This is a genomic window from Amycolatopsis sp. 505 (genome assembly GCF_031625235.1).
Taxonomy (GTDB): Bacteria; Actinomycetota; Actinomycetes; order Mycobacteriales; family Pseudonocardiaceae; genus Amycolatopsis.
This window is the reverse complement of record NZ_JACKQP010000005.1, coordinates 637,463-660,225: the sequence shown is the minus strand read 5'-3', so window position 1 is coordinate 660,225 and position 22,763 is coordinate 637,463. Positions and strand designations below refer to the sequence as shown.

Here is a 22,763-nt window from a genome sequence, read left to right as displayed (position 1 = left end):
ACCGCCGGCGCTACCTCCCGCGCCTCCGGTGCCGGGTCCCGAACCTCACGAGGCACTCACCGTCACCGGGTGGCGGACGACCGCGCCGAACAGATAACCCTGCGTGTTGTACGGCGCGACGTCCGGCTGCCGCACCCCGGTGACGTCGATGGCCCGCGCCCGGAGCGTGTAGGCCCCGGCCTTCCGGGGCCGCCACGGGAACTCCCACTGCAGCCAGCCGCGGTCGAGTGCCGGGCTGATCGGCTTAGCAGGGTGCCAGCGCACGCCGTCCGTGCTCACCTCCACCCGCCGGATCCGGCCGTGGCCCGACCAGGAGCGGCCGCGCAGCACCAGGCGCCGTCCGGCCGCCAGCGTCGCGTCCCACGGGAGCTCGAACGCGCTCTTCACCACCTGTTCGGTGACGAGCGTGCCCTCGGCCGGGTAGTCCGGGCCCAGCAGCCGGTAGTACTGCGTGTTCCACGGCGACACCAGCGGCGTCGCCGACACTTCGATCCGGCCGAGCCACTTGATCGACGCGATCCCGGCCCACGACGGCACCACCAGCCGCACCGGAAAACCGTGGTCGGGCGGCAGCGGCTGCCCGTTCATCTCATACGCCAGCAGGACGTCTTCCAGCGCCTTCGCCACCGGCAGCGGCCGCCGGACCTTGCCGAGGTTCACCCCGGCCGTGACGTAGTCGGCGTCGAGCCCCTCCGGCAGCACGTCGACGGCGTGGCGGGTCAGCCCCGCTCGGGCCAGCACCGTCGCCAGCCGGACGCCGCGCCAGCGGGCGACCCCCACCGCGCCGAGCTTCCACGCCGTTCCGGCGACCGTCTGGCCCTGCTGGCTCGTGAAGAAACTCCGACCATTGCCGGCGCATTCGATGAACGCGGTGATCGTCTCCGACGGCAGCGCGCGCAGCTCCCGGTAGGACAGCTCGGCCGGTTTCCGCAGCCCGGAGCCGAACAGCCGCAGCCGCCAGGTGTCGGCGTCCAGCACCGGCGTCGAGGTGTGGTCGCGGACGAAGAACCGGTCGACCGGGGTGAGGTAGCCCTGGCCGCTCATCGCTTCCCAGCGGGTCTCGGCGTTGCTGCCGTGGACGTCGAACAGCTCCGGCGGCAGCGGTTTCACGATCGGTCCGCCGGCCGCGGCGGCGGCCGTGCCCGGTACGGCCAGCGCCAGCCCGCCCGCCGCCGTCAGCCGCAGCAGGTCGCGGCGGCTCAGGCCCGGCAGGCGCGCCTCGCCCGCCCGCCACTGCGCGAGCCGCCCCCGGTCGTAAGCGGTCTCCTCGGTGAACGCCGTCATGCGGGCATTCTCGGGATCACCTCCGCCGACGGCCAGCACGTCCATCCAGCGGAACAGGAGTCCGCAATGGACGGTCCACCGGCAGCACCGGCGTTTATTCCCGCGGCCCGGCGCCGTCCCAGCAGGTGGCCGCGCCCGCCCGGGGCCCGGGAACCGGCGCACACTGCGGGTACGGGCCGAGGAGAAGGGAACGCCGGGATGACAGGACCACGGATCGCCGTCGCGCTGGACGGAGCGGGGTGGCACCCGGCCGCGTGGCGCGAACCCGGGGCACGCGCGGGTGAGCTGCTGACCGCCGGCTACTGGGCCGACCTGGTCCGCGAGGCCGAGGCCGGCCTGCTGGACTTCGTCACCTTCGAAGACTCGCTGGCCCTGCAGACCGTGAGCTACCTCGACCGGCCGGGCGAGCGGACCGACATCGTCCAGGGCCGCCTCGACGCCGTGCTGATCGCCGCCCGCGTCGCTCCGCTGACCTCGCACATCGGGCTCGTGCCGACCGCCGTGGTCACCCACACCGAGCCGTTCCACCTGTCGAAGGCCATCGCCACCCTCGACTACGTCAGTACCGGCCGCGCCGGCGTGCGCGTCCAGGTGGCCGGCCGTCCCGACGACAACCGGCACTTCGGCCGTCGCGAGTTCGGCGAGTTCCGGCTCGAAGACTCCGCCGACCCCGGCAAACCGAGCCCCCTGGCCGACCTGTTCGACGAGGCCGCCGACTACGTCGAGGTGCTGCGCCGGCTCTGGGACAGCTGGGAGGACGACGCCGAGATCCGGGACGTCGCCACCGGCCGGTTCGTCGACCGCGGCAAACTGCACTACATCGACTTCACCGGGCGCTGGTTCTCGGTCAAGGGCCCATCGATCACCCCGCGGCCGCCCCAGGGCCAGCCGCCGGTCACCGCGCTGGCCCACGCCGCCGTCCCCTACCGGCTCGCCGCCCGCTCCGCCGACGTCGTCTACGTGACGCCCTTCGACCGCGCCCAGGCCGGCGCGATCGTCGCCGCCGTGCGCGAGGAGCAGGAGAAGGCCGGCCGCGGCGGCGAGACGCTGCACGTCTTCGGCGACGTCGTCGTGTTCCTCGACGAGACCGAACAGGCGGCCGCCGATCGCAAGCGGCGGCTCGACGACCGGTTCGGCGCGGAGTACCCGTCCGACGCGCACATCTTCACCGGCACCCCGGCCGGCCTGGCCGACCTGCTGCTCGACTGGCAGGGCGCCGGCCTGTCCGGCTTCCGGCTCCGGCCGGGCGCGCTCCCGCACGACCTGACCGCCATCACCCGCGGCCTGGTGCCCGAACTGCGCTCCCGCGGCGCCTTCCGCACCGGCTACGAGGCGAGCACCCTGCGCGGGCTGCTCGGCCTGTCCCGGCCCGCCAACCGCTACTCCGCCGCCTGAGGAGGCCCGAGATGTCCCGGAAGCAGATCCACCTCGCGGCGCACTTCCCCGGCGTCAACAACACGACCGTGTGGAGCGACCCCGAAGCCGGCAGCCACATCGAGTTCAGCTCGTTCGTCAAGCTCGCGCAGACCGCCGAGCGCGCGAAGTTCGACTTCTTCTTCCTCGCCGAAGGCCTGCGGCTGCGCGAGCAGAACGGGCAGATCTACGACCTCGACGTCGTCGGCCGCCCGGACACCTTCACGGTGCTCTCGGCGCTGGCCGCGGTCACCGAGCGGCTCGGGCTGGCCGGCACGATCAACTCGACGTTCAACGAGCCGTTCGAGGTGGCCCGCCAGTTCGCCTCGCTGGACCACCTCTCGGCCGGGCGCGCGGCGTGGAACGTCGTCACGTCGTGGGACGCCTTCACCGGCGAGAACTTCCGCCGCGGCGGGTTCCTGCCCCAGGACCAGCGCTACGAGCGCGCCGAGACGTTCTTGCGCACCGCTTGGGAGCTGTTCGACTCCTGGCGCGGCGACGAGGTCGCCGCGGACGCGGACTCGGGCGTGTTCCTGCGCGATCCGGCGGCGGGCGCCTTCGCCCACCACGACGCGCACTTCGACATCGAGGGCCGCTTCCCGGTGCCACGCAGCCCCCAGGGGCGGCCGGTGATCATCCAGGCCGGGGATTCCGACGAGGGCCGCGAGTTCGCCGCGGCGACCGCCGACGCGATCTTCAGCCGCTACGGCACCCTGGAGGCCGGGCAGGCGTTCTACGCCGACGTCAAGGGCAGGCTGGCGAAGTACGGCCGCAAGCCGGAGCAGCTGGTGATCCTGCCCGCGGCGACGTTCGTCCTGGGCGACACCGACGCCGACGCCCACGAACGCGCCCACGTCGTCCGGCGGCAGCAGGTCAGCGGCCAGACCGCGATCAAGTTCCTCGAGCAGGTGTGGAACACCGACCTCAGCGACCACGACCCCGACGGCCCGCTGCCGTCGGCCGACCCCGTGGTCGACGGGTCGACGATCGCCCCCGGCCGCGCCAGCGTCCGCATGTACCGCGACCCCGTCGCCACGGCCCGCGAATGGCGGCAGCTGGCGGAGGCGAAGAACCTGTCCACCCGCGACCTGATCATCGAGGTCACCGGCCGCCAGACGTTCATCGGCTCGCCAACGACGATGGCGGCGGCGATCGACGACCTGGTCCAGGCCGACGCCAGCGACGGGTTCATCCTCGTCCCGCACGTCACACCCGGCGGCCTCGACGAGTTCGCGGACAAGGTCGTGCCCCTCCTGCAGGAGCGCGGCTCGTTCCGGACGGAGTACACGGGTTCGACCCTGCGCGACCACCTGGGGATCGAGCCGGCCGAGGGCTGATGTCCTTCGCCGCGGACGCCCGGGCCCACCCTCCCGATCCGTTGTTGGCCGCGGCGCCAATAGGCCCCGTGGAGCCGGCATGACATGCGCGTCCCCAGACGTGCATGACCTCTCCGACGCCGCCCACGTACTCGGCAATTTTCGAGCGCAGGAGTATCCGGCGGAAGCACCACCGGTCGGCGGCCGCCGGCCGAAGGCTGACGGTTGCGATTTCCCGAGTGACCCGCGTCAACCACCGCCCCTGACCGGCGGACTCACAGGGTTCTCCCAGAACCTCCCCGGAACCGGCCGGCCGGCTGCACCACCCTCGCCGGCATGACCATCGAAATACGGGGCTTGACCAAGCGGTACGGGCCCGACACCGTGGTGGACGACCTGTCGTTCACCGTCGAAGCCGGGCAGGTGACCGGGTTCCTCGGACCCAACGGCGCCGGGAAGTCCACGACCATGAAGATGATCGTGGGCCTGGCCGCGCCGACGCTCGGCTCGGTCACCGTCGGCGGGCGGCGCTACCGGGACCTCCCCGTTCCGCTCACCGAGGTGGGTGCGCTGCTCGACGCCGGGGCCGTCCACGGGGGCCGGAAGGCCTGCGACCACCTGCTCGCCCTCGCGGTGAGCAACGGCCTCCCCCGGCGCCGGGTCGGCGAGGTGCTCGGCCGGACCGGGCTGGACGGCGTGGCCGGCAAGCGGGCCGGCGGCTTCTCGCTCGGCATGCGGCAGCGGCTCGGCATCGCCGCGGCCCTGCTCGGCGACCCGCGCGTGCTGATCTTCGACGAACCGGTCAACGGGCTCGATCCCGAGGGGATCCGCTGGATCCGCGGCTTCATGCGCTCCCTCGCCGCCGAGGGCCGTGCGGTGCTCGTGTCCAGCCACCTGATGAGCGAGATGGCGCAGACCGCCGACCACCTGGTCGTCATCGGCCGGGGGAAGCTCGTCGCCGACACCGCCGTGAGCGAGCTCGTGCGCGGCGAGGGCACCGTGCTCGTCCGCACGCCCGAACCGGGCTTCGCGCGGCTGCTGACCACCGCCGGGGCCGCCGTCCGGGACGGGGCCGAGGCTTCGCTCGTCGTGTCCGGCCTGACCAGCGCCGAGATCGGGAAACTCGCGGCCTACCACGGCATCGCGCTCGCCGAGCTCACCCCGCAGCGCGTCTCCCTGGAAGACGCCTTCATGGAGCTGACCAGGGACAGCGTCGACTACCAGGGGGCACTCGCATGAGCGTGTCCTTCGCGCACTCCGTCCGCGCGGAGTGGATCAAGCTGCGCAGCCTGCGCTCCACCTGGTACACCCTCGCGTGCCTGTTCGGCACCGGGCTCGGCATCACCGCCCTCGCCCTCAACGCCGCCGCGAAGGACTACCCCGGCGACGAACCCTGGGATCCGACCAACCGCAGCCTGACGTCCTACATCGTCGCGCAGCTGATCATCGGCGTGCTCGGCATCCTGGTCGTCACGGCCGAGCACGCGACCGGCCAGATGCAGACGTCGCTGCTCGCCACGCCGCGCCGGCACCGGCTGCTGGCGGCCAAGCTGGTCGTCGCGGTGGCGGTCGCCGTGGTGGCGGGGCAGGTGCTGATGTTCGCCGCCTTCTTCCTCGGCCAGGCCGTCCTCGCCGGCCACGGCGTGCCGCACGCCGGGCTCGGCGATCCGGGCGTGCTCTCCGCGGTGACCGGCGGCGGCCTCTACCTCGCGACGATCGCGCTACTGGCGGCGGGGCTAGGCACGATCATGCGCGCCACCGCGGGCGCGCTCGCCACCCTGGTCGGGATCGTCTTCCTCGTCCCCGCCCTGGCCGGCCTCTTCCCCGCCTGGCTGCACCGGCTCTTCTTCTACTGGCCGACGCTCGGCGCGTCCGCGGTCCTCAAGACGGTGCCCGATCCGGACTTCCCGCACCCGTGGCTGAACCTGGCCGGGATGGCCGCCGGGGTCGCCGCCGTGCTGGTCGTGGCGTTCGTGGTCTTCCGGCGGCGGGACGTCTGATGCGGGAGGCAGGCCGGGGCGTGCTGGCGGCCGCCGCCGCGCTGCTCGCCATGACCGTGGTCGCCGCCGCCGGCCTGGCCCTGCTGGGGGCCGGTGACCTCGGCGCGCTGACGGCGGCGGCGGTCGCGCTCGCCGTGGGCGGCTCGGCGGACGTCGGCGCCGTCCCGGCGGCCGGGCTCCCGGTCGCCGTGCGGGGCAGCCTCCACGTGCTGCCGCTCGGGGTTTCGCTGGCGGGCGCGACGGTCCTGGGCTGGGTGCTGCTGCACCGGCGCGGCGGCCGGCTCCTGGCCCGCGGGGCGGCGGCGGCCGTGGCGTTTCCGCTCGGGCTGGGCGCGTTCGCGGTGGCAGCACAGGGAAAGCTGGCGCTCCCGGGCGGCGTGGCGTCCGGCGGCTGCGGGCCGAGCGGCGGTTCGTCGCGCCTTCCCCTCCCGGGCGCACTGGACGCCGGGTTCTCCGTGGCCGCCGGTCCGGCGATGCTGGGTGCGGTGGTCTGGACGTCGCTGGTCCTCGGCGGCTGCTGGGTCATCGCCCGGTTCCCCAGCCGCACCAGGGGTGTGCGCGCGGTCGGGTGGCCGGCGAGCGGGAGCACCGTCGGGTGCCTCATCCTCGCGTGGGCGTTCGGCGGCCCTACCGCAGCCGGGGCCGTGCTGCTCTTCCTGCCGCAGCTGGTGGCCGGCGTCCTGCTGCTGGGACTGGGCGTGCCGTGGACGGTCACCACCACCGGCCTGCTGCCCTGCGCACCGGCCCTCTCGCCGGGCGGTCCGGCGTCCTGGGTGGCCGCGGGGGTGCTGCTCGCCTGCGGTGTCGCGGTCCGGAGCCGACGGCCCGGCACGCCCTGGCACCGGGCCGTGGCGAGCGCGGTGCGGTTCGCGCCGGCGACCGGTTCCGTGCTCGCGGTCGTGACCCTGCTGTCGCGGGTCTCCGTCGACGTCACCGTCGGCGCGTTCGGCCTCTCGCTGCCCGTCTTCGCCGCGCGGCTGGCGGCGAACCCGCTGCTCGCGCTGGTGGCCGGGCTCGCGGGCGGCGCGGTGGCGGGCTTCGCGGGTTCCCTGCTCGCCGACGCGGTCTCCGTATCCTCGCGGGTATGGAAGCGATGACGTCCCGGCTGCTCGTGGTCGACGACGAGGCCACCGTCCGCGAGCTGCTCTCCGCCGCGCTGCGGTTCGCCGGTTTCCACGTGACGTCGGCGGCGAGCGCGGGGGAAGCCGTCGCCGCGGCCACCGCCGAGCCGCCCGACCTGGTGCTGCTGGACGTCATGCTGCCGGACGCGGACGGCTTCGAGGTGGTCCGGCGCCTGCGCGAGCGGCACCCGGGCCACGGCGCGCCGGTGCCCGTCCTGTTCCTGACCGCGCGGGACCGCCAGTCCGACAAGGTCACCGGTCTCTCCCTCGGCGCCGACGACTACGTGACCAAGCCCTTCGACCTGGCGGAGCTGATCGCGCGGATCCGCGCGATCCTCCGCCGGACCGCGGGTCACCAGGCGGGCGTGCTGACCGTCGGCACGCTCACGCTCGACGCCGAGGGCCACCAGGTGACGCGCGAAGGGCAGGCGATCCGGTTGTCCGCCACGGAGTTCCGGCTGCTGCGGCACCTGATGGAGAACGCCGGGCGCGTCGTGTCGAAGGCACAGATCCTCGACCGGGTGTGGCGCGAGGACTTCGGGGGCGACGCCGGGATCGTCGACACCTACATCTCCTACCTGCGCCGCAAGGTCGACACCGGGGAACCGAAGCTGATCCACACCGTGCACGGCGTCGGCTACGTGCTGCGGGAGCCCCGCCGGTGAGGCGGCTTTCCCTGCGGGCCCGGCTCCTGCTGCTCACCGCGGGCCTGCTGCTGGCCGGCCTGACCCTCATCGGCACGCTGGTTTCCGGGCAGCTGGAACGGTTCCAGCTCGACCGGCTCGACGGCCAGCTGCGTTCGATGACCGAGCTCATCTCCCGGGCGGCCGGGCCGCCGCCGTCCGCGAACCCCGCCGTGCGACCCGATCTCGTCGACCCCGCGCTCGAGCTGTTCGGCACCCCGTACGTCGTGTACCTCGACGCGAGCGGCGCGGCGGTGGGCGGGCTCCATTCGTCGCGAGTGGACGGTGCGACGCTGCCGCCGATCGACGCGCTGCGCTCGGTTCCCGCCGACGGGACAGCCGTCGACCTCGACGCCGCCGACGGCTCGCAGCGCTGGCGGGCCGTCGCGCACCCGGCCGTCCGCTGGGGCGGGACGGTCGTTTCGGCCGCGCCGCTCGCCGAAGCCGACGCCACGATCACCCAGCTGCGGACGAGCAGCCTGGTCACCGGGGCCGCACTGCTCGTCGTGCTGACCGCGGCCGGGTGGTTCGCCCTCGGCCGGGGGCTGCGGCCGCTGCGCCGCATCGAGCACACGGCGGCGGCCATCGCCGGCGGCGACCTCACCCGGCGCGTCCCGGACCTCGCGGCGCCCGGCACGGAGATCGGGCACCTGGCGGTGTCGCTGAACACCATGCTCGGCCAGTTGGAACGGGCCTTCGCCGACCGGGCCGCGTCGGAGGCGCGGATGCGGACGTTCGTCTCGGACGTCAGCCACGAGCTGCGCACGCCGTTGTTCGGCATCAAGGGATCCGCGGAACTGTACCGGATGGGCGCGCTGACCGGCGAGTCCGATGTGGACGCTGCGATGCGCCGGATCGACCGCGAAGCCACCCGGCTCACCGCGCTGACCGAGGACCTGCTGCTGCTCGCCCAGCTCGACGAGGCCCCCGAGGAACAGCTCGACCGGGCCCCGATGGACCTGCGCACCCTGGCCGGCGACGCCCGCCACGACCTGCGCGCCCTCGACCCGAGCCGGCCCGTTTCCCTGACCGGGCCCGGCGGAGCCGGCCCACCCGGCCCGGCACCGGTCGATGCCGACGAGGCCCGGCTGCGGCAGGTCGTCACCAACCTGGTGGGCAACGCCGCCGCCCACACCCCACCGGGCACGCGGGTGCGCATCGGCGTCGGCACGGCGGACGGCCGCGCGGTGCTCGAGGTGGCCGACGAAGGCCCGGGGATGACGGCGGAGCAGGCGAGCCGCGTCTTCACCCGCTTCTACCGGGCCGACCGGTCCCGGACGCGCACGCCCGGCGCGGACGCCGGCCTGGGCCTGGCGATCGCCCGGTCCCTGGCCCGTGCCCACGGCGGCGACGTCGAACTGGAGACGTCACTCGGGGAGGGCGCCTGCTTCCGGCTCGTGTTGCCGTTGCCGGAGCACGAATTCACGGACTGACCTCGACCGTCCCCATTGCGCGAAATCGGATTTCATGGCTCCACCCGAGGCCCGTTACGGTCGTTTTCATGGAACGGAACCACGCATCGGCCGAAGAACTCATCGCTGCCCTGCGCGCCGGTGAAGTGTCCTCAGCGGAGCTGACCGAAGACGCGATCGCCCGGATCGAACGGGACGACAAGGCGATCAACGCCATCTGCGTACCGGACTTCGACCGTGCGCGCGCCGCCGCCCGGCGGGCCGATCGGGCGCGCGCCCGCGGGGAAGACCGGCTGCTGCTCGGCGTCCCCATCACCGTCAAGGAGTGCTACGACGTCGCCGGGTTGCCCACGACCTGGGGCATGCCGCCGCACCGGGACCACGTGCCCGCCGAGGACGCGGTCCAGGTGTCGCGGGTGGTGGCCGCCGGGGCGGTGGTGCTCGGCAAGACCAACGTGCCCTTGGGACTGCAGGACATCCAGTCGTTCAACGAGATCTACGGCACCACCGCCAACCCGTGGGACCCCGATCGCACGGCGGGCGGGTCCTCCGGCGGGTCGGCGGCCGCGCTGGCGGCCGGGTTCGGCGCGCTGTCCCTCGGCTCCGACATCGCCGGCTCGCTGCGCACCCCCGCGCACTTCTGCGGCGTCTACGCGCACAAGCCGACGCTCGGGCTGGTCGCGAGCCGTGGCATGGTCCCGCCGTCCGAGCCGGCCCTGCCGGTGGACCTCGACCTCGCCGTCGTCGGGCCGATGGCGCGCACCGCCCGCGATCTGACGCTCCTGCTCGACGTCATGGCCGGACCGGACCCGTTGACGCACGGGGTGGCGTACCGGCTTTCCCTGCCACCCGCCCGCCACGACAAGCTCGGCGACTTCCGGGTCCTGGTCCTCGACGACCACCCGTGCATCCCGACCGGGTCCGCCGTGCGGGCGGGCGTGCACCGGGTGGCCGACGCGCTCGCCGACGGCGGCGCCCGCGTCGAACGGCACAGTCCGCTGCTGCCCGACCTGACCGAAGCAGCGGCGCTTTACATGCAATTGCTGATTTCCGGTTCGGTGGCCCGGTTTCCGATCGAATCCGACGAGCGGCTGCGGGCGCACGCCGCCGCGCTGAGCGCGGACGACCGGAGTCTCGACGCCGTACGGGTGCGTGCCCTGGTGTCCAGCCACCGCGACTGGATGGCGGCGAACCACCGCCGTGAGGTCCACCGCCACGGCTGGCGGCAGCTGTTCGCCGAGTTCGACGCCGTCGTCTGCCCGATCACGCCGACACCGGCGTTCCCGCACGACCACGAAGCCACTCCGCTGGAGCGGCGCCTCGACATCGACGGCACCGAGTATCCCTATTTCGACCAGCTCGTCTGGGCCGGTCTGGCCACCATGCCCGGCCTGCCCGCCACCGCCGTGCCCGCCGGCCGGTCCCCCGAGGGCCTGCCGGTCGGCGTGCAGCTCATCGGCCCGATGTTCGAAGACCGGACCCCGCTGCGGCTGGCCGAACTGCTCGAGCGGAAGATCGGCGGATTCCGGGCTCCGCGGTAGAATCGGTTGTCACAGTGCAGATCCGAGGGAGCTTGCCGACGTGGTCGAGACGCCCGACATCGTTCGCCCGCCCGCCGAGCTCAGCGCGGCTCTCGCGACCATCGGCAGTGCCACGGCCAGCGCCGAGCTGAGCCGGATGGGCATCCGCAGCGCGTTCATCAGCGGCCCGGTTTCGGTGACCCCCGGCGTGCGCGTGGCCGGCCCGGCGCTGACGCTGCAGTTCCTGCCGAAGCGGGAAGACCTCTATCCCGTCGACGAATACGCCGAACCGGAAAAGCAGCTGCACCGGCACGTCATGTACCACACCCGTCCCGGCGACCTGATCGTCGTCGACGCGCGCGGCGACATGGGCAGCGGCGTGTTCGGCGAGATGATGCTGACCTACTTCAAGGGCCGCGGCGGCGCCGGCGTGGTGGTCGACGGGTGCCTGCGTGACATCGGCGAGGCCAAGAAACTCGGGCTCGGGCTGTGGATCCGGGGCGCCACGCCGAACTTCCACGCCCAGACCGGCATCGTCCCGGTCGCCGTCAACGTGCCGGTGGCCTGCGGCGGCACCCTGGTCGAGCCCGGCGACATCGTCGTCGCCGACGACGACGGGGCGGTCGTGGTGCCGGTCAAGCTCGCCCCCGCCCTCCTGGCGGCCGCCCGGGAACACGCGGAATGGGAAGAGTTCTCCCGGATCCGGCTGGCCGAGGGCGGGGACCTGCGGCGGTACTACCCGCTCTCGGACGAGGCCCGGCCCGAGTACGAGCGGTGGCGCGCCGAACAGGGCCGGGACTGACCGGCGCGCTCACCCCTTCACCGCCCCCGCGGTGAGGCCTTCGGTCAGGAACCGCTGCCCGAAGCCGTACATGAGCACGACCGGGATGCTGATCAGCAGCGAGGCCGCGGCCAGCTGGCCCTGCGGCACGACGTCGCCGAAGATCATCGACTGCATGCCGACGGGCAGGGTCTTGTTCTCGTCCTTGGTGATGAACACGAAGGCGAACAGGAATTCGTTCCACGCGTTGGTCAGCGTGAACAGCGCGACCGCGAGCAGGCCCGGTTTGGCCAGCGGCAGCACGATCCGCAGGAACGCCCCGAACCGCGTGCAGCCGTCGACCAGCGCGGCCTCCTCGAGGTCGGCCGGGATCGACTTGAAGTAGCCGACGAGCAGCCAGGTCGCGAACGGCAGGGTGAACGTCGGGTAGGCCAGCACGAGCGACCACAACGAGTCGTTGAGCCCGATTCCGCTGACCAGCTGGTAGAGCGGGATGAACAGCAGCGCGCCCGGCATCACGTAGGTGAGCAGGATCGTCACCGTGAAGCTCTCCGAGCCGCGGAACTTCAGCCGCGCCAGCGCATACCCGGCCAGCGCCGCGCACACCAGGGCGATCGCGGTGGACGCCACCGACACCAGGATCGTGTTGACGTACCAGGTGCCGAACGCCCGGCCGGTGAACAGGTTGGTGAACTGCTCGGTGCTCCACGGTGTCGGCCAGAGGTCGTCGGTGCGGGCGACGATCTGGTCGTCGGTCTTGAAGGCCGTGATCGTCATCCAGTAGAGCGGGGCGAGCACGAACCCGAGGAGCCCCACCAGGGCGACGCCCGTGCCGGTGCCGCCGACCAGGCGGGCGGCCAGCCGGTTGCCCCGCGAGGCGAACCCGGAGACGACCCGGCCGACGATGGCCGCCAGCACCACGAACACGCCGAGCACGAGCGCGGCTTTCCAGACGATGTGCGGCGACGCCCAGGTGAGCACGAGCACCGAGCCCGCGACGATCACCCACGGCAGCGCGCGGCGCTGCCCGGGCGTCAACCGCCGGCGGCCCAGGTCGGCCGCGCCGGGCAGGTCGCTGCGGCGCATCATCCGCACGAGGATCACCACGAGGACGGCGATGACCGGCAGCATCACCAGCGTGACCGCGGCACCCGCGCCCAGCTGCAGCTGCTGGATCGCCTTCGAGTAGGCCACCATCACGTACGGGGCCGTGGCGTCGCCCGGGCCGCCCTGGGTCATCAGCCAGATCAGGTCGAAGTTGTTGAACGTCCAGATCGACGACAGCAGCACCGTCACGATCATGACCGGCCGCAGGCCCGGCAGCGTGATGTGCACGAAGCGCTGCCACGGCGAGGCGCCGTCCACCATCGCCGCCTCGTGGAGGCCGCTGTCGATGGCCTTGAGCCCGGCGAGGAACGTCACCGTGAAGAACGGGATGCCCTTCCAGACGTTGACCAGGATGACCGCCGGCATCGCGAGCGCGGGATCGGACAGCCACTCCGCGGGCCACTTGTCGACCAGGCCGATCGAGGCGAGGCCCGGCCCGATCCCGGATTCGGTGAGCAGGACGTTGACGCTGCCGAAGATCGGGTCGAGCAGGGACCGCCAGGTGAACGCCGTGACGACGGTGGGGATCACCCACGGCAGCAGGATCACCCCGGCGACGAGCGCCTTGCCGTGGCGCATGTGGTGCAGCATCAGTGCCGCGATGAGCCCGAAGGTCACCTTGAAGATCTCGGCGTAGGCGGTGAAGACGAACGAGTTGAGCACGCCGTGGTGGAACAGGGCGTCGTCGACGAGGGCGGTGTAGTTGTCCAGTCCGGTGAAGACCGTCTCCGCGCCGTGGCGTTCGGTGGTGCTGGTGAAGATCGAGTCGGCGATCGGGACCAGGATCAGGCCGGCGACCAGCAGCAGCGTCGGCCCGATGAACACCGCGGCGAGGCGCCAGTCGCGCCCGAGCAGCCGCTGCGTTTTGGTGAGCGAGGAAGACGGGCCCGGCGCCGGACGGACCGGCGCCGGGCGCGGGCGGAGGACGGTCACTGCCGGTAGCCCTGCTGCTCGAAGATCTGCACGATCCGGCCGTGCGTCGCGGCGACGGCGTCGGCCGGCTTGGTGCCCTGGATGACCGACTGCATCATGTCGGTCAGCAGGTAGGCGGCGAGGGCGGCCTGCTCGCCGGGGCTCGGGGCCTGGGGGAACGCGTAGCCGGTCTTGGTCTTCACCGGGAGCTGCACGCGGGTCTGCTCCCGCAGGGCGGGGTAGGCCGGGTCACCGGTCGTGTAGTACGGGTCGGAGTCCCACACCTTGCTCCACGACGGGTTCACCAGGCACGGTGCTTCCTTCGCGACCCCGAGCAGCGCGGTCCCGCCGACCATGAACTTCGCCACCAGCTTGGCGAGGTCGGGGTTCTTCGCCCCCTTGAACACGACGAACGAGTTGGACTCGCCGAACGCGAGCGGCTGGTCGATCGCCGGTCCGGTGGCGCCGTTGAACACGTGGGTGTTGGCGTAGACCGGGTTCTTCTTGGTCTTCGAATCGGCGTAGACGCTGAACTGGTTGAGCGTCAGCCCCAGGATCTGGGCCAGCCAGTTCTCGTTGTTGCTCGAGTCGGTCCAGCTGCCGATCCCGGGCGGCAGCATCGGCGCGTACTTCGGGTTCGTGTAGATGTCGCCGATGAACGTGACGGCGGCGACCGTCTCCGGCGAGTTGAACACCACCTTCGTGCCGGTGTTGTCCGCGATCGCCCCGCCGTAGGTGTTGATGACGTTCTGGATGAAGCCGTTGGCGTCACCGGAGCGGTTCACCGTGAGCCCCCAGCCGAAGCGCCGCTTCGCCGGGTCGGAGACCGCCAGCGCGTTGTCGCGCAGTTCTTCCCACGAATAGAAGGGTTTGAGCGGGAGACCCTTTTCCTGGTACCAGTCCTTGCGCAGGTACATCCCGGACGCGATGAAGTGGTACGGGATCGCGAACCAGCGCCCGTCGAACACGCAATAGTCGTTCGCCTCGGTCGCGGGCTCCCCGTAGAGCGCTTTCATGTCCTCGACCACGTCGGTGACATCGGTGAGGGCGCCCAGGTTGTGCAGCTGGCCGACGAACCGCCGGTCGCTCATGAAGGCCAGGTCCCGGTTGGTGCCCGCCTTCACTTCGGCGTCCATCTTCGCGACCATGTCGCCGGCGTCGCCGGAGACCAGGTCGTTGCGGATGGTGGTGCCGGTGGCCTGCGCGAACACCTGCAGCGACCGGTCCAGGGCCTTGTTGGCGGCCTCCGAATACAGCTTCTGCGAGAGCATCCCCACCGAGCCGCCGCGGAGCGCGGCCGCCTGGTCGAGCAGCGCCTTGGGCACCTGGACGTCGACCTGCGGTGCGGGTGCCTGACTGCTCCCGCACCCGGCGAGACCGAGCACGCCCAGCGCGCCCACCCCCGCGCTCATCCCGAGGAACGAGCGTCTCGTCCAGTCCGTTTTCTCTGCCATGACCACTCCTTTCGCGTCCGATCGGGCGGACGCGGACCGACGGGGCGACGTTGCAACCGGCGGGGCAGCGGGGCGAGCGCCGCGCTGCAGGTCGTTCATGCGGTGAGTGATGCCGAACGCTGGGGGGTCGAGCGCCGTCCGGAAAGGCGGCTAGCGCCGCCGGGCGGCCCGCTTGCTTCGCTGTTTCTTCTCCGCGAGGAGCGTGGAGTAGTTGTTGCTCAGGTGCCGGCGCATCGCGGCGCGTGCGGCCTCGGGGTCGCGCGCGACGAGCGCCTCGTAGATCTCCGTGTGCTGGGCGGTGGCGCGGTGCAGCCCGGCCGGCGCCTCGTTGGTGACGCGGCGGCTGGCCGTGCCGAGCCAGCGGGCGGAGTACATGATCCGGTCGAGGATCCGGTTGTCGGCCGCCCGGCAGATCTCCATGTGGAATTCGTGGTCGACTTCGAGGTAGGCCTCGGGCTCCGCTTCGAGCACCGCCATACGGTCGAGCTCGTCCCGGAGCCGGTTCAGCGTCTCGTCGCTGATGCTGGCCGCGGCCATGGCCGCCAGCTCCGGTTCGAGCAGGGCGCGCATCTGGTGCAGCTCCTGCAGCAGTTCCTCGACGATCTCCGCGGGCAGCCACTCGATCAGCAGCGGGCTCAGGTAATCCCATTCCGCGCGGGGCCGCACGACGACGCGGCGGCCCTGCGCGACGTCGACGATGTCGAGCGAGGCGAGGATCTTGAGCGTCTCCCGCGCGACCACGCGGGACACCCCGAACTCGTTCACGATGTCGAGTTCGGACGGTGCCCGGCCGTCCTCGATTTCGCCGCGGACGATCCGCCGGGTCAGGTGGGCCGCCACCTGCACCGGAAGGGTCCGGACCTTGACAGCGTCCGGAGACTCTTGTCTCCTTGGCATGTCATCAGCTTATCGGACAAGTTGGACGTCGCATTAGTCCGTTCGTACGCACCACCCGGGGACGGGAGAGCAATGCGGATCGTGAACGTCACGACGGCGGTGGTGGCCTACCACGGTGAGGCCACGCTGGTGCGGATCGACACCGACGAGGGCCTCAGTGGCTTCGGGGAGGCCAATCCCGACGCCGGCGCGGGCGCGGTCGTCGGGATGATCGGCTCCCTGGCACCCCTGCTGCTCGGCGAGGACCCGCGCAACGTCGAGCGCTGCTGGGAGAAACTGCGCCGCAGCAAGGTTTTCGCGGGCCCGCAGGGCGGGGTGTTCGTGATCGCCCTGTCCGGGATCGAGCTCGCGCTGTGGGACCTCGCGGGCAAGGCCGCGGGCCAGCCGGTGTACCGGTTGCTCGGCGGGAAGTTCCGCGACCGCATCCGGCTCTACGCCGACTGCGGCGACGGCGACGACCCCGCGGGCTCGGTCGCCGGGTGCGTCGACCGGGCGCAGCGGATGGTCGCCGAGGGCTTCACCGCCCTCAAGTTCGACGTCGACGACCTGCGCCACCCGGCCAAGTTCGACCCGTTCAACCACACGGTCAACGCGGCCGAGCTGCAGTCGATGGTCTCGCGCGTGGCCGCCGTCCGGGAAGCGATCGGCCCGGACGTCGACCTGGCGATCGACCTGCATGCCCGCTACGACCTGCCCAGCGCCTGCCGGATCGCGTGGGAGCTCGAGCCGTTCCACCTGATGTGGCTCGAGGAGCCACTGCCGGCGGAGAACGTCGACGCGCTGGTACGGGTGCGCGAGCAGACCCGCACACCGATCTGCGCGGGAGAAAACCTTTACCTCCGTTGGGGATTCCGCGAGCTGCTCGAACGCGGCGCCGTGGACGTGATCGAGCCGGACGTCCCGAAGTGCGGCGGCCTCGCCGAGGCCAAGAAGATCGCGAACCTTGCGGAGCTGCACTACATCCCCTTCGCGCCCCACCTGGTGTCGACGCCGCTGGGCACGATGGCGACGTCCCACCAGTGCGCGGCGATCCCCAACTTCTTTGTCCAGGAGTGGCACGCGCTCGAGGAACGCGCGGTGTGGGACAGCTACGTCCACGCCCCCGACGGGAGCGGCTCGATCGTCAAGGACGGCTACATCACGCTGCCCGACACACCGGGCATCGGCGTGGAGCTCGACCTGGACGGCGTCCGGGCGCACGCCGTCCCGGGCTACGGGGTGTTCGAGTAGCCACTCACGGGGTGCGCTTCCAACGCGACGCAGAGAGAAGCGCCCCTTTGTTCACCTCGGGTTCACCTTCCGGTCGTCTCATGGGGCATGTTCTGCGTACGACGGCCGACCGGAAGGTGAGCGATGAGCACGTTGGACACCCTGGCTTCCGAGCAGCTCGACACCCACTTCGCGCAGCTGGAGGACCGTTTGGACCACGACTACGCGGACGTCGCCCGGACGCGGCTGCACGCGATGGTCGACCGTGAGCGGGCCCGGTTCGCGAGCGCTCGCGTGCACGCCTTCGTGCCGATCCTGGTCGAGCGAGCGGTCCGGGCCGCCCTGGCCGGCACCTGAGGACCGGCGCTGACGGTATTCGCCGACCTCGAGCACCTGGCGCTGGCGTTCGGCCGCGATCGCGCCTCCGGGCTCATGGGGTTGGCGACGATCCCGTTGAGGTACCGCGAAAGCCGTGGCCTCCGCCGTGGTCACGCGGCCCTGCCCGCGGAACGACGGCGGCCGACCAGTGGACGAGGAACGTCGGGAAGGAGCAACCGGCGCTAGGGCGAACTCAGCTGGACGATCTCGCGGTGCAGCCCGGGGACCTGCGCCTCGTTCTCCGGCTTCATCAGGACGCTGCGCAGGATCCGGCCCCGCGGAACGTCCGCCCGCACCGCATGCCCCCGCCGCGCGAGGTCCGCACCGGTGACCGTGTAGGTCGCCACGAACACCGCCTCCTCCGGAGGTCGCGCCATCCCGGCCTCGAGCACCTGCGCGCTGACCCGGTCGATCTCGGAAAGCGTTTCCCGGACCGGAAAGTAGCTCACGATGTCCAGCTCCGGCGGCTGGTACAACGCCAGCTCGGCACCGCCGGCGAGCAGCTCCGCCCACGCGAGCGCGGCCCGGCGCCCGGGCCGGAGCACCGCACCCAGCCCGTCCGGGGTCAGCGGCAGGACCCGCAACGTCAGCCACAGCGCCGCGGCCGCGGCGCCCGCCCGGGAGCATTCGAGGGAGATCTCCCCGAGGTGCAGGTCGTCGGACGTGAAGTAGGTGTACGGCGAGTCGTGGAGGTAGTGGCGGGCCACCGACGGGTCGCGGAACAGCACCGCGCCGCAGCCGTAGGGCTGCAGCCCGTGCTTGTGCGGGTCGATGACGACCGAATCGGCGTCGGCGATGGCGCGGAACGGGGCCGATCGCACGCCGTCCGCCGAGTCGTCGGCGATGAGCCGGAAGAAGCCGCCGTAGGCCGCGTCCACGTGCACCCGGGCGCCGTACCGGCGGGCGAGGGCGATGATCTCGCCGACCGGGTCGACGGCGCCGAGGCCCGTCGTCCCGGTGGTCGCGACCACCGTGCCGATGCGCCCGGTGCGGAGCAGGTCTTCGAGCGCGTCCGGATCGAGGGCCCCGGTCGCGGTGGTGGCCACCGGAACGGCCTCGATGCCGAGCAGGTGGCTCATCCGGCCGTGGGTGTAGTGGGCGTCGGCGCTGTGCGCGATGGCCTTGCCCGGGTGCGTCTCGCGGGCGACGAACAGGGCTTCGAGGTTCGCGATCGTCCCGCTGCTGGTCAGGTGCCCCAGGTGCTGCGGCAGGCCGAACATCGCCGCCAGGTCCGCGACGACCTCATTCTCCATGGCCGCCGTGGCGGGGCCGCCGTCGAGGGCGTGGTTGTTCGGGTTGATCAGCATCGCGCTCAGGTAGCCGGCGACGGCCGCCGGGTGGGGCGGCTTGAGCATCTGCCCGGCGTAGCGGGGGTGGAAGAACGGGTAGTTGTCGCGCAGGCGCCGGTGCAGTTCCGCGGTCGCCTCCCGGAACGGCCCGAGCGGCACGTCCTGGGAGTGGTGCGGGTCGTAGCCGCCGTACTCCGCCATCCAGACCCCGACGTCGCGGACGGCGTCGCCGAGCACCGCGGCGAGTTCGGCGAACCCGGCCGGCCCCGCGCGCAGGACCCCATCGTTTCGGCTCATCGGCGTCGACACTCCCCGGATAGTATGGATACATAATTATGTTTACATAACTATCGGGTAGCGTAAAGGGGTGCCTCTCCCCCAGGATCCCTACGCCGACCTGGCCGATCTCGTGCTCAACGTCGCACGCCTGATCCGCCTGCGCACCCCGGCCGGGCCGGAGGTCGTGCGGCTCACCGCCACCGAGCGCCAGGTCATGCGGATCGTGGACCTGGACCCCGGCTGCACGCCGAGCCGGATCGCGGAGCGCACCGGGCTGCAGCGCACGAACGTCAGCACCGCCCTGCGCGGACTCGAAGCCAAGGGTCTGCTGACCCGCGCCGGCCTCGGCCGGACCGTCACCGTGCACCCCACCGAGCTGGCCCGGACCAACCTCGAGGTCCTCCGCGGCGCCTGGTCGGAGCTGCTGGCCGACCTGCTCGCCGACATCGACCCGGAAGCGATCACCCGATGCAACCGGACGCTCGCTCACCTCGAGCGCCGCTTCGCCCGAAATCCCGACGATCCGTCCGAGGGCTGACAGGATGTCGGGCATGACGCTGCCAGCCTTGCCCGAAGAGTCCTTCCGGCGCGTGCTCTGCGTCGTCGCCCACCCCGACGACATGGAGTACGGCACGTCCGCGGCGGTCGCCCGCTGGACCGCACGCGGCATCGAGGTCGGTTACCTCCTGCTCACCCGCGGCGAGGCCGGCATGCCCAACCCGCCCGAGGAGACGGCCCGCCTGCGCGCCGCCGAGCAGCAGGCCGCCTGCACCGTGGTCGGGGTCGAGCACCTGACGATCCTGGAGCACCCGGACGGCGTGCTCGTGTACGGCCTCGACCTGCGCCGGGACATCTGCCGCGAAATCCGCCGCTTCCGGCCCGACGTCGTCTACGGCACCGGCTTCGAGGTCGAGACGCCGTGGGGCTTCGACCAGGCCGACCACCGCGCGGCCGGCCTCGCGACCCTGGACGCGATCCGCGACGCGGGCAACCGCTGGGTCTTCCCGGAGCAGATCGACGACGAGGGCCTCGAACCGCACTCCGCCCGCTGGTACCTCACCCCGGGCATGACGAACCCGACGCACGGCGTCGACGTCACGGGCGAGCCGCTGCGCCGGGGCGTGGCGTCGCTGGAGGCGCACGCGGCGTACCTGGCCGCGCTCCCCGACCACCCGGCGCCCGCCGACTTCATCCCGCAGTTCGCCGCGATGAGCGGGAAGGCGATGGGTGTCGAGCACGCCGTCCTGTTCCGGGCCCACGACCTGCAGGCCCCACCGGAGCTCCCCACCGAATCCACAGAGGACTGACCCACCCGGCCGTCTACTACTACGGCACGTAGTAGGATGGGGTCGTGACGGCGGCCCGGCCCGGCAAGCTGCAGCAGGTCCTCCTGCTGTGCGCGCTGGCCGTGGGCGTCGTGGCGATGCACCACGTCGGCATGGCGAGCGCGGCCGGGGCCACGACGATGCACGCCATGGCCGCCCCGGCCCCGCAGGTCCTCACCGCTGCCCCGGACAGCAACCCCGGCGAGCACGATCCGGGCCTGCACGACGTCCTCCACCTCTGCCTGGCCGTGCTGTGCGCGGCCGGCGCGCTCCTGCTTGCCGTCGTCCTCTTCCTGGCTGTTTCCCGGTGCACCACGACGTTCTCGCGGACGCCCGATGCCCGTGGCTCGCCGAGCCGGGGACGGCCACCCGGCCGCAGCGTCCTGATTTCCCTGTGCATTTCGCGCACGTGATCCGACCGGTTTTCCCGTCCGATCACCCTCACCGCACAGAGAAGGATCCGTCATGCGCAAAAACTCCCTCATCGGCGGCATCGTGCTGGCCGCCGCCCTCCTGCTCGGCGGCTGCGGCGGCGCCGACGCCCCCGCCGGCCACAACGCCGACGACGTCACCTTCGCCCAGCAGATGGTCCCGCACCACATCCAGGCGCTCGACATGGCGAAGCTCGTCCCGGCGCGCAGCGCGAACCCGAAGGTGCTCGGCCTCGCGAGCCGGATCGAACAGGCCCAGGATCCGGAAATCCGGCTGCTGCAGGGCTGGCTGACCACCTGGGGCGCCGCCCCGGCCCACGAATCGATGCCCGGCATGGGCGGGTCGATGTCGGGCGCCGACCTGAAGCAGCTCGAAACCGCCACGGGTGCCGAGTTCGACAAGATGTGGCTCGGCATGATGATCCAGCACCACCAGGGCGCGATCGAGATGGCCAGGACCGAACTGGCCCAGGGCGCCGACGCCGGCGCCAAGGCGCTCGCGCAGAAGATCATCGACGCGCAGCAGGCGGAGATCGCCGAGATGCAGGGCCTGCTCACGCAGAGCTGAGCACGGGTCGCCGGGGCGGCCGCCGCCCCGGCGACCAGCTTTCTCCGGTGGGCCGCCGGGCGGGAAGTATCCTGCCCACCGGAGGTGCCGTGCTGGGTCTGGGCGAGCTCGAAGCGTCGGTGATGGACGTGCTCTGGGACGCGGCGGAACCGTTGCGGGTCCGCCAGGTGCTCGACGAGCTGAACCGCGACCGCAAGCTGGCGTACACCACGGTGATGACCGTGCTGGACAACCTGCACCGGAAGGGCTGGGTCGTGCGCGACCTGGAGAACCGGGCGTACCGCTACCGCGCCGTCACCACCCGCGCGGAAGCGACCGCGCAGAGCCTGCGGGAGGTGCTCGACTCCGTCGACGACCGCGAATCCGTGCTGCTGCACTTCGTCAGCACGGTCACCGAAGAGGAGTCGGACGTCCTCCGCCGGGCCCTGCGCCGGAAGCCGAAGAAGCGGTGATCGTCGCCGCCGCTCTGCTGCTCGGCACCGTCGCGGTCGGCTGGTGGTCTCCGTGGCCGCTGGGCCGGCTCACCGCGCGGATCGACCCGCGGACGGCGCTCGCCTGGTGGCTGCTCACCGCCGCCGGGGTGCTCGGCGGCGCGATCGCCGGGGTGCTGCTGCTCGTCCTGCCGGGACACGGCCCGGCCGACGCGGTCCTGCGGGTGCTGCACGACTGCTGGACGGTGCTCGACCACGACGAGGTGCCCGCGCTCGACCCGGTCGCCGGCACGATCGCGGGTGCCGTCGTGGCGGTCGCGGCCGGGCGGCTGGCGACGACCTGGCTCGCCCGGCGGCGACGGCGGACGAGCCTGCACCGCCGTCACCTGACCGCGTTGCGCCTCGCCGGCGCCCGCGACACCCGGCCGGTCCCGACCCTGTGGCTGCCGGACGACCGGCCGATCGCCTACAGCCTCGGCGGCCGCCGCTCCCTGGTGGTCGCCAGCGACGGCCTCGCGGCGCGGCTGACGAGGCGCGAGCTGGGCGCCGTGCTGGCCCACGAACGCGCCCACGTCCACGGGCACCACCACCTGCTCACCGGCGCCGCGGAGGTCCTCGGCCGGACGCTCGGGTTCGTGCCCCTGCTGCGCGAGCTGCCCGCGGCAACGCGCCTGCTGGTGGAACTGGCCGCCGACCAGGCGGCGGCCACACACTGCGGCCGCGAGCCGCTCAGGTCGGCGCTGGTGTCGATCCACGCGGTGGCCGAACCCCGCCGAGCCCTCGCCATGGCGGGCGGCGACACCGCCCTCCGACTGAGCCGGCTCGACAACGGCATGTCGGCGACCCGGCGGTCGATCACCGTCGTTGGTGGGGTTGTCGCCTTCCTCGCTTCGCCCGCGATCGCGGTGGCTTTGGTGCTGATCACCGGCTTCGTGGTCTGCCGCTGACCGGCT

22 protein-coding genes are annotated in these 22,763 nt (G+C 72.3%); 17 read left to right on the top strand and 5 right to left on the bottom strand.

All coding sequences use genetic code 11. The annotated features are described in order from the left end of the window. Positions 1 to 45 precede the first annotated feature (45 nt). On the bottom strand, positions 46 to 1,284 hold the full coding sequence (locus H5965_RS22360) for a sulfite oxidase (protein WP_310971993.1): 1,239 nt from the start codon (positions 1,282 to 1,284) through the stop codon (positions 46 to 48). Between the two features lie 198 nt (positions 1,285 to 1,482). On the opposite strand from H5965_RS22360, the gene H5965_RS22355 reads away from it, so the two are divergent. From H5965_RS22355 to H5965_RS22315, 9 genes are all read left to right on the top strand, one after another. Continuing rightward, positions 1,483 to 2,679 (top strand): LLM class flavin-dependent oxidoreductase, encoded by a 1,197-nt coding sequence (locus H5965_RS22355; RefSeq protein WP_310971992.1) that lies wholly within the window; start codon positions 1,483 to 1,485, stop codon positions 2,677 to 2,679. A gap of 11 nt (positions 2,680 to 2,690) precedes the next feature. After that, a complete protein-coding gene (locus H5965_RS22350; protein ID WP_310971991.1) occupies positions 2,691 to 4,034 on the top strand; it encodes an NtaA/DmoA family FMN-dependent monooxygenase in 1,344 nt (447 codons plus the stop codon). Positions 4,035 to 4,349: 315 nt separating this feature from the next. After that, complete coding sequence (locus H5965_RS22345; RefSeq protein WP_310971990.1) at positions 4,350 to 5,252, top strand: ATP-binding cassette domain-containing protein; 903 nt, start codon at positions 4,350 to 4,352, stop codon at positions 5,250 to 5,252. Continuing rightward, a complete protein-coding gene (locus H5965_RS22340) occupies positions 5,249 to 6,013 on the top strand; it encodes an ABC transporter permease (protein WP_310971989.1) in 765 nt (254 codons plus the stop codon). Before H5965_RS22345 ends, H5965_RS22340 begins: the two co-directional genes overlap by 4 nt. Continuing rightward, positions 6,013 to 7,110: a streptophobe family protein gene (locus H5965_RS22335; protein ID WP_310971988.1), complete on the top strand. Its 1,098-nt coding sequence runs from the start codon at positions 6,013 to 6,015 to the stop codon at positions 7,108 to 7,110. Before H5965_RS22340 ends, H5965_RS22335 begins: the two co-directional genes overlap by 1 nt. After that, positions 7,107 to 7,799: a response regulator transcription factor gene (locus H5965_RS22330; RefSeq protein ID WP_310972038.1), complete on the top strand. Its 693-nt coding sequence runs from the start codon at positions 7,107 to 7,109 to the stop codon at positions 7,797 to 7,799. Before H5965_RS22335 ends, H5965_RS22330 begins: the two co-directional genes overlap by 4 nt. Beyond that, on the top strand, positions 7,796 to 9,250 hold the full coding sequence (locus H5965_RS22325; protein WP_310971987.1) for a HAMP domain-containing sensor histidine kinase: 1,455 nt from the start codon (positions 7,796 to 7,798) through the stop codon (positions 9,248 to 9,250). The genes H5965_RS22330 and H5965_RS22325 overlap by 4 nt, the downstream gene beginning before the upstream one ends. 68 nt (positions 9,251 to 9,318) lie before the next feature. Then, on the top strand, positions 9,319 to 10,770 hold the full coding sequence (locus tag H5965_RS22320; protein ID WP_310971986.1) for an amidase: 1,452 nt from the start codon (positions 9,319 to 9,321) through the stop codon (positions 10,768 to 10,770). A 40-nt stretch (positions 10,771 to 10,810) separates the two neighbouring features. Then, positions 10,811 to 11,551, top strand: coding sequence for a ribonuclease activity regulator RraA (locus H5965_RS22315; RefSeq protein ID WP_310971985.1), 741 nt, complete (start codon positions 10,811 to 10,813; stop codon positions 11,549 to 11,551). A gap of 9 nt (positions 11,552 to 11,560) precedes the next feature. Here H5965_RS22315 and H5965_RS22310 read toward each other — a convergent pair whose 3' ends face one another. From H5965_RS22310 to H5965_RS22300, 3 genes are all read right to left on the bottom strand, one after another. Beyond that, positions 11,561 to 13,570, bottom strand: a complete 2,010-nt coding sequence (locus H5965_RS22310; RefSeq protein ID WP_310971984.1) for an ABC transporter permease subunit — start codon at positions 13,568 to 13,570, stop codon at positions 11,561 to 11,563. Beyond that, on the bottom strand, positions 13,567 to 15,003 hold the full coding sequence (locus tag H5965_RS22305; protein WP_310971983.1) for an extracellular solute-binding protein: 1,437 nt from the start codon (positions 15,001 to 15,003) through the stop codon (positions 13,567 to 13,569). Before H5965_RS22305 ends, H5965_RS22310 begins: the two co-directional genes overlap by 4 nt. Positions 15,004 to 15,153: 150 nt before the next feature. After that, the gene (locus H5965_RS22300) at positions 15,154 to 15,900 is read right to left on the bottom strand and encodes an FCD domain-containing protein (protein WP_310971982.1); all 747 of its coding nucleotides are present in this window, start codon (positions 15,898 to 15,900) and stop codon (positions 15,154 to 15,156) included. A 72-nt stretch (positions 15,901 to 15,972) separates the two neighbouring features. Between H5965_RS22300 and H5965_RS22295 the strand changes: the two genes are divergently transcribed. Together H5965_RS22295 and H5965_RS22290 are read left to right on the top strand one after the other, a co-directional pair. After that, positions 15,973 to 17,130 (top strand): mandelate racemase/muconate lactonizing enzyme family protein, encoded by a 1,158-nt coding sequence (locus tag H5965_RS22295; protein ID WP_310971980.1) that lies wholly within the window; start codon positions 15,973 to 15,975, stop codon positions 17,128 to 17,130. Between the two features lie 123 nt (positions 17,131 to 17,253). After that, positions 17,254 to 17,466 carry a three-helix bundle dimerization domain-containing protein gene (locus H5965_RS22290; protein ID WP_310971979.1) on the top strand — a complete coding sequence of 71 codons (213 nt, stop codon included), beginning with the start codon at positions 17,254 to 17,256 and terminating at the stop codon, positions 17,464 to 17,466. A gap of 203 nt (positions 17,467 to 17,669) precedes the next feature. Here H5965_RS22290 and H5965_RS22285 read toward each other — a convergent pair whose 3' ends face one another. Next, the gene (locus tag H5965_RS22285; RefSeq protein WP_396136925.1) at positions 17,670 to 18,977 is read right to left on the bottom strand and encodes a pyridoxal phosphate-dependent decarboxylase family protein; all 1,308 of its coding nucleotides are present in this window, start codon (positions 18,975 to 18,977) and stop codon (positions 17,670 to 17,672) included. A gap of 166 nt (positions 18,978 to 19,143) precedes the next feature. Here H5965_RS22285 and H5965_RS22280 point away from each other — a divergent pair, with 166 nt between their 5' ends. The 6 genes from H5965_RS22280 to H5965_RS22255 all read left to right on the top strand — a co-directional run bounded on the left by H5965_RS22280 (position 19,144) and on the right by H5965_RS22255 (position 22,757). Beyond that, positions 19,144 to 19,593, top strand: coding sequence for a MarR family winged helix-turn-helix transcriptional regulator (locus H5965_RS22280; RefSeq protein WP_310971977.1), 450 nt, complete (start codon positions 19,144 to 19,146; stop codon positions 19,591 to 19,593). Between the two features lie 4 nt (positions 19,594 to 19,597). Beyond that, entirely contained in the window at positions 19,598 to 20,362 is a 765-nt protein-coding gene (locus H5965_RS22275; protein ID WP_310971976.1) for a PIG-L deacetylase family protein, read from the top strand. Between the two features lie 44 nt (positions 20,363 to 20,406). Continuing rightward, positions 20,407 to 20,793: a DUF6153 family protein gene (locus tag H5965_RS22270; protein ID WP_310971975.1), complete on the top strand. Its 387-nt coding sequence runs from the start codon at positions 20,407 to 20,409 to the stop codon at positions 20,791 to 20,793. Between the two features lie 52 nt (positions 20,794 to 20,845). Continuing rightward, positions 20,846 to 21,379: a DUF305 domain-containing protein gene (locus tag H5965_RS22265; RefSeq protein WP_310971974.1), complete on the top strand. Its 534-nt coding sequence runs from the start codon at positions 20,846 to 20,848 to the stop codon at positions 21,377 to 21,379. 89 nt (positions 21,380 to 21,468) lie between these two features. After that, entirely contained in the window at positions 21,469 to 21,831 is a 363-nt protein-coding gene (locus tag H5965_RS22260; RefSeq protein WP_310971973.1) for a BlaI/MecI/CopY family transcriptional regulator, read from the top strand. After that, entirely contained in the window at positions 21,828 to 22,757 is a 930-nt protein-coding gene (locus H5965_RS22255) for a M56 family metallopeptidase (protein ID WP_310971972.1), read from the top strand. Before H5965_RS22260 ends, H5965_RS22255 begins: the two co-directional genes overlap by 4 nt. Positions 22,758 to 22,763: the final 6 nt, after the last annotated feature.

Excerpts from the sequence above, each read along its gene's own strand:
- H5965_RS22320 (WP_310971986.1), top strand. The coding sequence starts at position 9,319 with ATGGAACGGAACCACGCATCGGCCGAAGAACTCATCGCTGCCCTGCGC.
- H5965_RS22360 (WP_310971993.1), bottom strand. The coding sequence starts at position 1,284 with ATGACGGCGTTCACCGAGGAGACCGCTTACGACCGGGGGCGGCTCGCG.
- H5965_RS22285 (WP_396136925.1), bottom strand. The coding sequence starts at position 18,977 with ATGGCGGAGTACGGCGGCTACGACCCGCACCACTCCCAGGACGTGCCG.
- H5965_RS22350 (WP_310971991.1), top strand. The coding sequence starts at position 2,691 with ATGTCCCGGAAGCAGATCCACCTCGCGGCGCACTTCCCCGGCGTCAAC.
- H5965_RS22275 (WP_310971976.1), top strand. The coding sequence starts at position 19,598 with ATGTCGGGCATGACGCTGCCAGCCTTGCCCGAAGAGTCCTTCCGGCGC.
- H5965_RS22330 (WP_310972038.1), top strand. The coding sequence starts at position 7,107 with ATGACGTCCCGGCTGCTCGTGGTCGACGACGAGGCCACCGTCCGCGAG.
- H5965_RS22355 (WP_310971992.1), top strand. The coding sequence starts at position 1,483 with ATGACAGGACCACGGATCGCCGTCGCGCTGGACGGAGCGGGGTGGCAC.
- H5965_RS22265 (WP_310971974.1), top strand. The coding sequence starts at position 20,846 with ATGCGCAAAAACTCCCTCATCGGCGGCATCGTGCTGGCCGCCGCCCTC.
- H5965_RS22300 (WP_310971982.1), bottom strand. The coding sequence starts at position 15,900 with ATGCCAAGGAGACAAGAGTCTCCGGACGCTGTCAAGGTCCGGACCCTT.
- H5965_RS22345 (WP_310971990.1), top strand. The coding sequence starts at position 4,350 with ATGACCATCGAAATACGGGGCTTGACCAAGCGGTACGGGCCCGACACC.
- H5965_RS22305 (WP_310971983.1), bottom strand. The coding sequence starts at position 15,003 with ATGGCAGAGAAAACGGACTGGACGAGACGCTCGTTCCTCGGGATGAGC.
- H5965_RS22295 (WP_310971980.1), top strand. The coding sequence starts at position 15,973 with ATGCGGATCGTGAACGTCACGACGGCGGTGGTGGCCTACCACGGTGAG.
- H5965_RS22335 (WP_310971988.1), top strand. The coding sequence starts at position 6,013 with ATGCGGGAGGCAGGCCGGGGCGTGCTGGCGGCCGCCGCCGCGCTGCTC.
- H5965_RS22340 (WP_310971989.1), top strand. The coding sequence starts at position 5,249 with ATGAGCGTGTCCTTCGCGCACTCCGTCCGCGCGGAGTGGATCAAGCTG.
- H5965_RS22290 (WP_310971979.1), top strand. The coding sequence starts at position 17,254 with ATGAGCACGTTGGACACCCTGGCTTCCGAGCAGCTCGACACCCACTTC.